General features: G+C 33.5%; 12 protein-coding genes. 2 read left to right on the forward strand and 10 right to left on the reverse strand.

The window, feature by feature from the left end:
• Positions 1 to 50: 50 nt before the first annotated feature.
• On the reverse strand, positions 51 to 1,244 hold the full coding sequence (locus tag BUE95_RS10365; protein WP_073584154.1) for a pyridoxal phosphate-dependent aminotransferase: 1,194 nt from the start codon (positions 1,242 to 1,244) through the stop codon (positions 51 to 53).
• Positions 1,245 to 1,369: 125 nt separating this feature from the next.
• Here BUE95_RS10365 and BUE95_RS10370 point away from each other — a divergent pair, with 125 nt between their 5' ends.
• Positions 1,370 to 2,692: a PDZ domain-containing protein gene (locus BUE95_RS10370; protein WP_073584156.1), complete on the forward strand. Its 1,323-nt coding sequence runs from the start codon at positions 1,370 to 1,372 to the stop codon at positions 2,690 to 2,692.
• A 55-nt stretch (positions 2,693 to 2,747) separates the two neighbouring features.
• Here the strand turns inward: BUE95_RS10370 and BUE95_RS10375 are convergent, their stop codons facing one another.
• Positions 2,748 to 3,173 carry a DUF1573 domain-containing protein gene (locus BUE95_RS10375; protein WP_073584216.1) on the reverse strand — a complete coding sequence of 142 codons (426 nt, stop codon included), beginning with the start codon at positions 3,171 to 3,173 and terminating at the stop codon, positions 2,748 to 2,750.
• Positions 3,174 to 3,480: 307 nt separating this feature from the next.
• On the opposite strand from BUE95_RS10375, the gene BUE95_RS10385 reads away from it, so the two are divergent.
• Positions 3,481 to 6,111: a valine--tRNA ligase gene (locus BUE95_RS10385; protein ID WP_073584160.1), complete on the forward strand. Its 2,631-nt coding sequence runs from the start codon at positions 3,481 to 3,483 to the stop codon at positions 6,109 to 6,111.
• Positions 6,112 to 6,391: 280 nt separating this feature from the next.
• Here BUE95_RS10385 and BUE95_RS10390 read toward each other — a convergent pair whose 3' ends face one another.
• The 8 genes from BUE95_RS10390 to BUE95_RS10425 form a co-directional block, all read right to left on the reverse strand.
• Positions 6,392 to 6,922 carry a MepB family protein gene (locus BUE95_RS10390; RefSeq protein ID WP_073584162.1) on the reverse strand — a complete coding sequence of 177 codons (531 nt, stop codon included), beginning with the start codon at positions 6,920 to 6,922 and terminating at the stop codon, positions 6,392 to 6,394.
• Between the two features lie 259 nt (positions 6,923 to 7,181).
• Positions 7,182 to 7,670, reverse strand: coding sequence for a hypothetical protein (locus BUE95_RS10395; protein ID WP_143165271.1), 489 nt, complete (start codon positions 7,668 to 7,670; stop codon positions 7,182 to 7,184).
• Between the two features lie 152 nt (positions 7,671 to 7,822).
• Positions 7,823 to 8,200: a DUF1304 domain-containing protein gene (locus BUE95_RS10400; protein ID WP_200778615.1), complete on the reverse strand. Its 378-nt coding sequence runs from the start codon at positions 8,198 to 8,200 to the stop codon at positions 7,823 to 7,825.
• 473 nt (positions 8,201 to 8,673) lie between these two features.
• The gene (locus BUE95_RS10405) at positions 8,674 to 9,042 is read right to left on the reverse strand and encodes a hypothetical protein (protein ID WP_073584166.1); all 369 of its coding nucleotides are present in this window, start codon (positions 9,040 to 9,042) and stop codon (positions 8,674 to 8,676) included.
• 447 nt (positions 9,043 to 9,489) lie between these two features.
• Complete coding sequence (locus BUE95_RS10410; RefSeq protein ID WP_073584168.1) at positions 9,490 to 9,927, reverse strand: DUF4844 domain-containing protein; 438 nt, start codon at positions 9,925 to 9,927, stop codon at positions 9,490 to 9,492.
• Between the two features lie 389 nt (positions 9,928 to 10,316).
• Entirely contained in the window at positions 10,317 to 10,661 is a 345-nt protein-coding gene (locus BUE95_RS10415) for a hypothetical protein (RefSeq protein WP_073584170.1), read from the reverse strand.
• Between the two features lie 139 nt (positions 10,662 to 10,800).
• On the reverse strand, positions 10,801 to 10,923 hold the full coding sequence (locus tag BUE95_RS13875; protein ID WP_084530274.1) for a DUF4113 domain-containing protein: 123 nt from the start codon (positions 10,921 to 10,923) through the stop codon (positions 10,801 to 10,803).
• A gap of 146 nt (positions 10,924 to 11,069) precedes the next feature.
• On the reverse strand, positions 11,070 to 11,498 hold the full coding sequence (locus tag BUE95_RS10425; RefSeq protein WP_073584172.1) for a hypothetical protein: 429 nt from the start codon (positions 11,496 to 11,498) through the stop codon (positions 11,070 to 11,072).
• Positions 11,499 to 11,615: the final 117 nt, after the last annotated feature.

The raw sequence follows: 11,615 nt of genomic DNA on the forward strand, positions 1-11,615 counted from the left end.
AGCCGTCTCAATATCAAATTGGGACGGCTTCTTTTTTTAGCTCTTCTGTATTATAATTTATTGTAGGCAGCTATTGCTTCTTTTAAAATTTGCACCGATTTTATTAAGTCTTCTTTTTTCAATACATAGGCAATTCTAACTTCGTCCAAACCGACATTTGGAGTGGAATAGAAACCAGCAGCAGGAGCAACCATAACTGTTTCGCCATTCAAATCATAAGATTCTAATAACCATTGTGCAAATTTATCGGCGTTATCAATCGGTAATTTTGCGATACAGTAAAAAGCACCTTTAGGTTTAGCAACAACAACCCCTTCAATTTTATTTAACTCAGTAATCAAGGTGTCTCTGCGGTCTTTGTATTCGGTAATTACATCGTCAAAATAACTTTGTGGTGTTTCTAAGGCAGCTTCACTGGCAATTTGGGCGTAGGTTGGCGGACTCAAGCGGGCTTGTGCAAATTTCATAGCCGTAGTCATAACTTCTTTGTTCTTAGAAACGATACAACCAATTCGAGCACCACACATACTGTAACGTTTAGAAACAGAGTCAATCATAATAGCGTGCTCTTCTAAACCAGGAACATTCATTACAGAGAAATGTTTATCACCATCATAGGTGAATTCACGATACACTTCGTCAGCAATTAAGAACAAATCATGCTTCTTAACAATCTCGGCAAGTTTTAAAATCTCTTCTTGTGAATACAAATAACCAGTAGGGTTACCAGGATTACAAATTAAAATGGCTTTGGTTTTTGGCGTGATCAACTTCTCAAAAGCTTCGATAGGAGGTAAGGCAAATCCTGTTTCAATACCTGAAATTACAGGAATAACATTTACCCCAGAGGCAGTTGAGAATCCGTTGTAATTGGCATAAAAAGGTTCGGGAATAATGATTTCATCCCCAGCATCCATAGTACTTCCCATAGCAAAAAGAAGCGCTTCTGAACCACCAGTAGTTATAATGATGTCTTGGGTATCAATTTGCAATCCCTGATTCTTATAATACTGAGAAAGTTTGGTTCTGTAGCTTTCAAAACCAGCAGAATGGCTGTATTCTAAAACTGAAATTGCAGCATTTTTAACCGCTTGTAAAGCAACATCGGGTGTTTTAATATCGGGTTGTCCAATGTTCAAATGATATACTTTATGACCTTTTTTCTTAGCTATTTCAGCGTATGGAACCAATTTTCTAATTGGAGATTCAGGCATTTGTTGCCCTTTATTTGAAACTTTTGGCATGATGTGATTATTTTGATAATTGCAAAATTGCGATTTTTTTTTGTGATATTATTGAAACAACGCTTTAAAAAATGTTAAACCCATATTTTGTATTCGGGTTTTTAGTATCTTAGAACAAAAAACTTATGATTAAAGTATTCTTGCTAAGAATAATGATTTTTAATATAGCATTCACTTTTGGACAAAGTAAAACGTTTTTCAATTCTAAAAATGATAAGATAAAAATTCCTTTTGAATTAAGTAACAATTTAATTATTGTTGATGCGGTATTCAATAATATTCCTTTAAAAATGATTGTTGATACTGGGGCTGACTCCAATTTATTGTTTAGTTATCCTGTCGAAGATACAATTCGTGTTGACAAAGATAAACGACTATTCATTAAAGGAATTGGAACAAGTCAATCTATAGAGGCTTTTTTATCATCTGGAAATCAATTCACGATTAAAGAATATCTAGATAGCAATTTTGAGATTCTTATTATTCCCAATTTAGAAATTAACTTAGTTAATAAACTGGGGATACCCATCAACGGAATTTTAGGCTATAGTTTTTTTAAAGATTATTTAGTGGAAATTAATTATGAAAGAGAATTGATTTTCCTTCATGCAAACAAAGAAAAAGCGATTCGTAAAAGAGCAAAAAAGTTTAAGAAAAGCAGTGTAGAGGTTGAAAACTTTAAACCCTATCTCCAACTTAAAACAGCTTTAGACAAGCAAGAATATCAATTAAAATTATTGTTTGATACGGGATTAAGTGATGGTTTGTGGTTGTTTGAAAGTAAAACGATTTCAAGTGATCGCTATTATATTCAAGATTATTTAGGTAGGGGACTTTCTGGGGATATTAAAGGAAAACGTTCCCGAGTTAATAAAATTAGTTTTTCGGATATTGAAGTTAATGAGGCATTGGTATCCTATCCAGATAGTTTGTTTTTTAAACAGATTTCACTAGTGAAAGGTCGAAATGGTTCTTTAGGAGGAGATATCATCAAACGATTTAATTGGTTTCTCGATTATGAAAATAAAGTCTTTTATTTTAAAAAAAATAAATTATTGGATGCTCCTTTCGAATACAATATGTCTGGAATGGAAGTACAACACTCTGGATTGGAGTTGGTTCAAAAAGAATTTTCGATTACAAAATTTGTCAGTGTAGATAGTGAAACAAGCTACGTGGCTGATAGAAGCCAAATTATACCAAATTTTAGATTCGAATTAAAACCAACCTTCGAAGTTTGTGCCATACGAGAAGCTTCACCAGCCGCAAAGGCAGGATTGAAAGTTGGAGACAAAATAATAAGTATTAATAATAAACTAGCTTACAATCTCAATCTACAAAAAATTACAACACTCTTTCAATCCGAAGCGGGTAAGAAAATAAAGATAGCAGTTGTGCGAAACGGAAAGATTTTAAATTTCGAATTCACCCTTGAAAAAATATTATAAAAAAAGGCCCCAAAAAGTAAGAAACTCTTTGGGGCCATTATAGGAATTTTCTATTTTAAGAATTTGGAAATGTTTTCTTTTTGATTAACGGACTCACTTCTTCCTTCACAATTACAGTTCCTTTAATTCGTAAGGGAATCATTCCGTTAGGTTTGTTAACAGCATTACTTTCAATAGTAATGGTCTTGCTTATCGGACCCGGATTCATGTTATATTGTACTTTTATTTTTCCTTTTCCTCCTGGAGCAATCGGTTCTTTTGACCACTCTGGAACCGTACAACCGCATGTTGATTTAGCATTTTTTATAAGTAAAGGAGCATCCCCCGTATTGGTAAATTCAAAAATACGAATTCCGTCATCTTTACCTTTTTCAACTTCACCATAGTTAATGGTTTCTTCTTTAAATTCAATTTTAGGACCAGTTTGAGCGAATGAGGCCATTCCAACAAATACAGTTAAGTAAACAAGTAATTTTTTCATCATTTTATAATTAATAGGTTATTGTAAAGTTAATTAAATATAAGTAACCAACAAACTACTCCTAACATTTTTTTTATTTTCGTGATATAGTTACTTTTGCAAGTAATAAAACAAAAAGCATACCAAAGTTAGGTTCTGGTATTTTAGAAGCGAATGGTTCGGGACGTATTTGCAATCCATTTTTCCGGCTGTCCGCTCTACAAGGTGCCGCTCCCATAGGAGCTAGAAACCTAACTTTAGGATTTTTTACAACTGTTGTTTCATAGAAAATTAAACAACAAACCATTAACATTAAACAATAAACGATATAATGATTCCTGCACAATTCAACGCTAAAGAAGTAGAACAAAAGTGGTACGACTACTGGATGAAAAACGATTATTTCACCTCTAAACCCGACCACAGAACGCCGTACACCATTGTAATTCCGCCACCAAACGTAACGGGAGTCTTGCATATGGGGCACATGTTGAATAACACCATTCAAGATGTATTAATTCGTCGTGCGCGTTTAAAAGGGTTCAACGCTTGTTGGGTGCCAGGAACAGACCACGCCTCTATTGCAACCGAAGCGAAAGTAGTAGCGAAGTTAAAAGAAGAAGGCATCAATAAAAACGATTTAACGCGCGAAGAATTCCTAAAACACGCTTGGGAATGGACCGAAAAATACGGCGGTACCATCTTAGAGCAATTAAAACAATTAGGGTGTTCTTGCGATTGGAGTCGTACCAAGTTTACGATGGATGACGATATGTCAGCATCGGTAATACATTCGTTTATAGATTTGTACAACAAAGGATTGATTTACCGCGGTTACCGAATGGTAAACTGGGATCCAGAAGCCAAAACGACTTTGTCTGACGAAGAAGTAATCTTTGAAGAACGTCAAGGAAAATTATATTTCATCCAATACAAAATCGAAGGTTCGGAAGATTTCTTAACCGTGGCAACTACGCGTCCTGAAACGATTTTTGGAGATACTGCAATCTGTATCAATCCAAATGACGAGCGTTTTTCGCATTTAAAAGGAAAGAAAGCAATCGTTCCAATTTGTGGTAGAGTAATTCCTATCATCGAAGACGAATATGTAGATGTAGAATTCGGTACAGGATGTTTAAAAGTTACGCCTGCTCACGATACCAACGATAAAACTTTAGGGGATAAACACAATTTAGAAATCATCGATATTTTCAACGAAGATGCGACGTTGAATTCTTTCGGATTGCATTATCAAGGAAAAGATAGATTTGTAGTTCGTGAAGAAATTGCGAAAGAATTAGAATCGATTGGAGCCTTAGCCAAAACCGAAACACATTTGAATAAAGTAGGAACTTCTGAAAGAACGAAAGCGGTAATCGAACCAAGATTATCCGACCAATGGTTCTTAAAAATGGAAGATTTAGTAAAACCTGCTATCAAAGCCGTTTTAGAATCAGACGAAATCAAATTATATCCAAGCCGTTTTAACAATACCTATGCGCATTGGTTGAACAACATTCGCGATTGGAATATCTCACGCCAGTTGTGGTGGGGACAACAAATTCCGGCGTACTATTTTGGCGATGGAAAAGAAGATTTCGTAGTAGCTGAAAACATCGAAAAAGCCCTTGAGCTTGCGAAAGCAAAAACGGGCAACGCAACACTAACTAGTGCTGACTTACGTCAGGACGCTGACGCCTTAGACACTTGGTTTTCTTCATGGTTATGGCCAATGGCTGTTTTTGGAGGTGTTTTAAATCCAGAAAGTGAAGATTTTAAATATTATTATCCTACCAATGATTTAGTTACGGGACCCGATATTTTATTCTTCTGGGTAGCGCGTATGATTATTGCAGGTTACGAATATGCAGGCGAAAAACCATTTTCAAACGTATATTTAACGGGATTAGTTCGTGACAAACAAGGTCGTAAAATGTCGAAATCTTTAGGGAATTCACCTGAACCACTTGGACTAATTGAAAAGTTTGGTGCTGATGGCGTTCGTGTGGGATTGTTATTGAGTGCTTCGGCAGGAAATGATATTTTATTCGACGAAGAATTATGCAACCAAGGAAAAGGTTTCTCTAACAAAATTTGGAATGCTTTCAAACTAATCAAAGGTTGGGAAGTAGCGGAAATTGCACAACCAGAATCGTCTAAAGTAGCGATTGAATGGTACGAATCGAAGTTGCAACAAACCTTAGCCGAAATCGAAGATAATTTTGATAAATACAGATTATCAGACGCATTAATGGCAATTTACAAATTGGTTTGGGACGATTTTTGTTCGTGGTTCTTAGAAATGATCAAACCAGGTTACCAGCAACCCATCGACCGCGCTACATTTGAAAAAGCAATTGAAATGTTAGAAGCGAACTTGAAATTGTTGCATCCGTTCATGCCGTTTTTAACGGAGGAAATTTGGCATCATATTGCAGAAAGAACGCCAGAACAAGCGTTGATAGTAGGCGAGTGGCCAAAAGCAAAAGCATTTGACGCAAAATTGATTACCGATTTTGATTTTGCAACCGAAGTTATTTCTGGAATTAGAACGATTCGTAAAGACAAAAACATTCCGTTTAAAGATGCGATGGAATTAAAAGTGGTGAACAACGAAAAAGCATCAACGTATTTTGATTCGGTGATTCAGAAGTTAGGAAATGTTACGACTTTAGAATACGTTTCTGATAAAGTAGATGGAGCTTTATCGTACCGTGTGAAATCGAATGAATATTTTATTCCAATTACAGGAAACATCGATGTAGAAGCTGAAATTGCAAAATTAACCGAAGAGTTAAACTACATCAAAGGGTTCTTACGCTCGGTACAAGGGAAATTGTCTAACGAGAAATTCGTAGCCGGCGCACCCGAACAAGTAATTGCCAACGAACGCAAAAAAGAAGCCGACGCTTTAGCAAAAATTGCGACTTTAGAACAAAGTTTAGCGAGTTTGAAATAGATTTTATACAAACCTGACAGGTTTCCGAAACCTGTCAGGTTTTAAAATAGTAAATCCCGAGTGGGCTCGGGATTCCTAATTTTTAATGTTCTTTAATTTTATCTAAAGTCATATCTAAAACACGTTGCATTTTTTCTAACGCTTCAAAAAAGGCTTTTTCAGGACTATCAGACGTTGCGGTAACGGCTATGGGCTGTTTTTCTCTACACGGACTTCAATAACACATTTCTTATCGTTTAAAATGAAGTAAAAAAGGAATCATTGGAGCACTTGAGATTTTCTAGCTTAACAATTTTTTAGCCAAATCAAAGTCGGTTTCGTCGTTATTCTTGATGGTTAAAAAATAGTTTGTTTGCCAATTTTGTGTTTTTTCCGCTTGTTTATTTGTTGGGATATCCCAAGGAGGATAAACCCGAATTCCACGTTTTCCCTCTTTACCGTTTTTTGTTAGTATTCCTTTTTCAGCCAAAACAGCTTTTGGAAAAATAAATTGACCGAAGTTTTCATCATTTCTTGCTGTGATAATTACAAAATCAAAATTGTCTGAAATGTTAAACGGCTCTGTAATTCCCTTATCATTTCGCTTCCAAATTGTTACAAATTGTCCTGTTTTTGTTGGTGTTATTTTGGATATTCGTTGTTGTATGAGCTTTCCATTAAGTTCAAACGTACAAGCGCCATATGCTTTACTTTCAAGGTTTTGTTTCAGATTTGTTAGGTCAAAACCACATTTGTCATAAACCAATTCTTTCACCGCTTTTAGGTCGGTTTGGATGGAGTTTAAAAGGGGCAATGTGTTTTCATCTGTCATATTTTGTCAATATTTTTGGTTGGTAATTTTTTAGAGAGGTCCATTGATTTATTATGGTTGCCAATGGAAGACTGCGAAAAAACTCAAAATCACCTTAACATATAAAATAAAATAGTTTATGGTGCATTTCAAATTTTGAATGTAAGTGCTACACATTCAAGGAATTTCCCGTCAACACTCATGGAATAATTTTAAGATAAAATTTTACAGCTAATAGAGGGACTTTACAGATGCTTTAAAATGCAAGAACAATAGTATTTTATTTAAGTTTCTCATTAATGAATTCTGAAACTGTTTTTAGTTCGTTAAAATTGTCTTTAAAATTTAGATTTATTTCAAAGTGGGCTTTTACTATTAAATGTTGAGTTGCTTTAATTTTTATTTTACGCTCCGAAGTTTCGTACTTTTCTAATAAATACACTTTTGAAACGCCATCTAGTTTTTCCGTATATTCATTTTTGGCTATTTGAATTATTGATTGCTGCATATTGAAAATTTTTTTTCTCAATATGATTAAGAGTTTTTCATCAAAAAGGATTACATCACATGTAAACAGCTGAAAGGATGAAGATAATTTACCAGCTGCATAAATTTCAGTTTCTATGTTTTTAATTTCTAAAAATTTTTGATGGCCAATTTTTTTAAACAGAAGTTTTCGTTTGTTTTTAAAATATAAGTGGATTCCATAATTCCCAAAAATGAGAAATGATAACATGAAACTTAAGATAATAATTAGATTGATATTCATTTTTTAATATTATTGCTATATGACTGTATTTTATGCTATTGTGTCCAATTCCTCAAAAGTAGGGAGACATTCAGCGTTGCTACTTAACGCATCAAATGTTACTACCTTAAAAAGAGCATTAATGATTTTTTCTTTAGAGTATCTTAAGTCAATCATGTTGAAATAAACCCAATTAAAACAAACAATAAGGCTAAAATCGCGGGTAATGCTTGGATGAAAAATATTTTCTTTGTTGTCGTTACTGCTCCGAATATCCCTGCAATCACAACACATGTGAGAAAGAATAATCGAACATTTGTCGCCCAAATTACATCTGAAATCAAGAATGACCAAATTAATCCTGCGGATAAAAATCCATTATAAAGCCCCTGATTGGCTGCCATTCCTTTTGTTCGAGCAAATAAGTCATCTGGAATAGTTTTAAAAGTCCTCTTACCTTTGGTTTCCCATGCAAACATTTCAATCCACAAAATGTACAAATGCTCTAGTGCAACTAAAGCGGTCAATAAACTAGCAAAAAATTCTATCATGTAATATTTCATTTTAACAATCTATGCAAACAAAAGCATTAAATCATAATTCAACATGGAAGTAATGCAGTAAATTACATTTTTTGTTTTATTAGTCAATGTTTCTTCTTTATTCTTAAAAATTGTCGCTAATAAAATTCCAAATGTTAGCATTAGTCCAACGAACAATAGCATATGCATCCATCCAAGTCCTTCGTTGTCGTGTGAACCACCATTACTTTACAACGCTTGAAGAAAAGAGGGTATGTTTCTTTAACCGAATTACATTTACAACTTAACCCATCTCTTGGAGCCTGTCCCGTATTTTCAGTAAACCGCCGAGTACGTGACCTCCCGATAGCTATCGGGACTCGGTGGTGTTTGAAATAAGTGTTTATTTTTTATAGGTATTTCAAGATATCGCTTCGCTAAGTTGAGAGGCGCACTCCGTCAGTTTCTGGCGGAGCCGTCTACTCGATTATGTGCAGTTATTTTCATGTCAAGTTTTGTGGTGGTCCAGCTTGTCCAATTACATCACCACCAAATTTTACCAAATCAAATAGTCGAGTCACCGCCCAACTAAGTTCGTCCTGGTTACAATAATACCCTTCAATTTGTCCATATATTTTGTAGTCCGAAATATTGAAACCATCTTCTATGTCATTATACCAAATAACCTTTGTCCCGCAAATTGCCACTACCCAAAATCCACCTCCTTCGTCTCCATAATCTTTCTCTGTCCACTTTGTCGGTTCGGTTTTAATCAATTGCCAAAAGTTCCAAAGTTCACCGTTTAAATCCGCTTCCGTCTTTTGGATTTGGTTGTAAAGTTCACTTAATGATATTGGTTTCCATTCTGTCATGATTGTCTACTATAATTGCACATAACGTCAGACTGTGAAAAAACCTCACAATCCTATTAACAAATATAGCTAAATAGTTGTAAGAAAAACACAAATTTTGTATATTTAATCATGCAACACATCCAAGGAATTTCTAGCCATCAGCTTCAAATGAGTAGTTTAGAAGATAAGATTACATATGATAATCTTGGCGATAGCCAAAATTCAAGTTCCTATAAAAACTAATTTTATGGGTAAGGGTATTAATGCCTAAAAGTGAAGGAAAACACACTAAAAAACCAATGAATACACTTCATAAAAAAAGAGGAAACTACATCCTCTTCTAAATCTTTATCAAATCATATCGAAATCCCCATAGTGGATAGACAGTAATCGGTTCCGTTCAACAGGAGTTTCATTGTTGGCTTTGCAAGCCCAACGAAACTCTAGCTATTGTAACAAGTTTTTTTATTCGGAAAAGTCAAACCCATACATAAATTCATTAAGTAAACCACCCGAGCTTTCTAATCCGACAATATCCATAAGCTCTTCAAAATATGTGCATATTCTTTCGCGATTTTCTGTGTCCAATTCTAAATATATTTTTGAAAATCTGTTTAAGCCTTTTTCAATTGCATTCTGATAATAATTATCAGACGCTATTCCTTTCATCGCAATATTTTGAAAATCTTTAGCCGATTCATTTATCAATTCGGTTAATATTGGTTTCAATTTTTCATCACCAATTCCAGGATAAAATATTTTCGAATCAGGTAAAAATTTTTCTTTTGAAATAAATTCTTCAAATTTATTCATAGCTGATATAGGAGTTTTAATTTTATTTTGACCACATGAATAAGTTGAAGTCAAAACGATAAATGAAATAAAAAAAGTTAGCTTTGTCATTTAGTTGGTTATAAAATTTGTTACAACTTGTTTATATGCGAAATTTTTAAACCTGTATCATACCTAATTGGCAAGATTGGCGAAAGTTTAATATGTATTTATTTCAAATATAACGATTCTTTTAAATCTTAATAGTTATTATCTCATCTATTCTTGTTGTATAGGATTTTGATAATTTTCTTGTATCCTTTTTCATTGTCTGCTGTGAGATTGATTGGTGAAACGTTTAGTGGTGGTGGGAATGTTACTTTGTGCTACTTACCACGTGATGGGAATTGGGCGGGAGTAGGGGGAATTATTAACTCGAGAAATAGACGAAATATAATTCTTACTCAGAGTTGTGAATAACTTTATGGTGCTTTAAATAGGAACCGCTGTTAACAGCCGTATTAATTTTCAATTTTTGCTTCAAAACCGATTTTCAAAGCTCTTTTTTCAGGTTCAGTTAAAGCTCGATTATTTATTTCTTCCCATAACTTTTCTACTTCTTCAAGAGAATCAATTCCAAGTGATTTAACTTTCGCTCCCCACATTAGTATTCCAAAATCTTTTTTATTATATAGAATATCACCAAAACGAATGAATGGTGCTTTTGAGTAATCTCTTTCTACAATTTTTGAGAAATCAAGTTGTCCACCAACACTTTCATTTTTAATAAAATCTAATGTTTGTTGTTTTTGTGCATTACAACTTAAATTTATCAATATTAAAATAAGGAAAATTAATTTTTTCATACTCTTTTTTTGAATTACCACATTTTTAAAATATGGCTGCTAACTTGTTTATTGGCGAAACTTTCAGACTACTTTTATGCCTTTTGGGCAAGATTGGCGAAAGTTTAATATGTATTTATTTTCAAATATAACGATTCTTTTAAATCTTAATTGTAATCACTTCATCAATTCTAGTTGTATATGATTTTGATAATTTTTCTTGTATCCTTTTCCATTGTCTGCCGAGGGATTGATTGGTGAAACGTTTAGTAATAGTGGAAATGTTGCTATGTGCTACTTACCACATGATGGGAATTGTGCGGGAGCAGGGGAATTATTAACTCGAGAAATAGACGAAATATAATTCTTACTAAGAGTTGTGAATAACTTTATGGTGCTTTAAATAGGAACCGCTGTTAGCAAACGTTTTTAATTGGTTGATAATTTTAATTTTTGTGGTGGAAGAAAATAATAATGAATAGTTTTTTCTCCATTTTTTTGGGTTATTGTTGTGGCTAGTGGTAATAATTTTTTTCCTTTAATTTTATATCTGTATTCTGCAAAACTCTTTTTCCAGATAATATCATTTCCATAATCAGTTTCTTCTTTAACATCCAATATAAGTTTCCCATTTTCAATTTTCCAATCACCTTTCATTTGTTTATACTTTATTTGATGATAATTGTATAAATAAGTTTGATGGAAATTTCCATTTTTATAGAGAGCTAAACTATCTAATTCGTAATGTGTGAAGATTCCTTTCTGTTTTTCTATTTTAAATTTATATACAGATTCTATTTCTTGTGAAAAGATAATGTTTGTTAAAATTCCAAATAATATTAAAAAGGTCTTTTTCACACGATATATTTTAAATGTTTGCTAACGTCAGACTGTGAAAAAACCTCACAATCCTATTAACAAATATAGCTAAATAGTTGTAAGAAAAACACAATTTTTGTATTTTTAATCATGCAA

The organism is Flavobacterium cucumis (assembly GCF_900148835.1).
GTDB lineage: Bacteria > Bacteroidota > Bacteroidia > Flavobacteriales > Flavobacteriaceae > Flavobacterium > Flavobacterium cucumis.

What these genes read in the sequence shown, in the direction of transcription:
- BUE95_RS10365 (WP_073584154.1), bottom strand. Translation starts at nt 1,244, where the DNA reads ATGCCAAAAGTTTCAAATAAAGGGCAACAAATGCCTGAATCTCCAATT.
- BUE95_RS10370 (WP_073584156.1), top strand. Translation starts at nt 1,370, where the DNA reads ATGATTAAAGTATTCTTGCTAAGAATAATGATTTTTAATATAGCATTC.
- BUE95_RS10375 (WP_073584216.1), bottom strand. Translation starts at nt 3,173, where the DNA reads ATGAAAAAATTACTTGTTTACTTAACTGTATTTGTTGGAATGGCCTCA.
- BUE95_RS10390 (WP_073584162.1), bottom strand. Translation starts at nt 6,922, where the DNA reads ATGACAGATGAAAACACATTGCCCCTTTTAAACTCCATCCAAACCGAC.
- BUE95_RS10395 (WP_143165271.1), bottom strand. Translation starts at nt 7,670, where the DNA reads ATGAATATCAATCTAATTATTATCTTAAGTTTCATGTTATCATTTCTC.
- BUE95_RS10400 (WP_200778615.1), bottom strand. Translation starts at nt 8,200, where the DNA reads ATGATAGAATTTTTTGCTAGTTTATTGACCGCTTTAGTTGCACTAGAG.
- BUE95_RS10405 (WP_073584166.1), bottom strand. Translation starts at nt 9,042, where the DNA reads ATGACAGAATGGAAACCAATATCATTAAGTGAACTTTACAACCAAATC.
- BUE95_RS10410 (WP_073584168.1), bottom strand. Translation starts at nt 9,927, where the DNA reads ATGACAAAGCTAACTTTTTTTATTTCATTTATCGTTTTGACTTCAACT.
- BUE95_RS10415 (WP_073584170.1), bottom strand. Translation starts at nt 10,661, where the DNA reads ATGAAAAAATTAATTTTCCTTATTTTAATATTGATAAATTTAAGTTGT.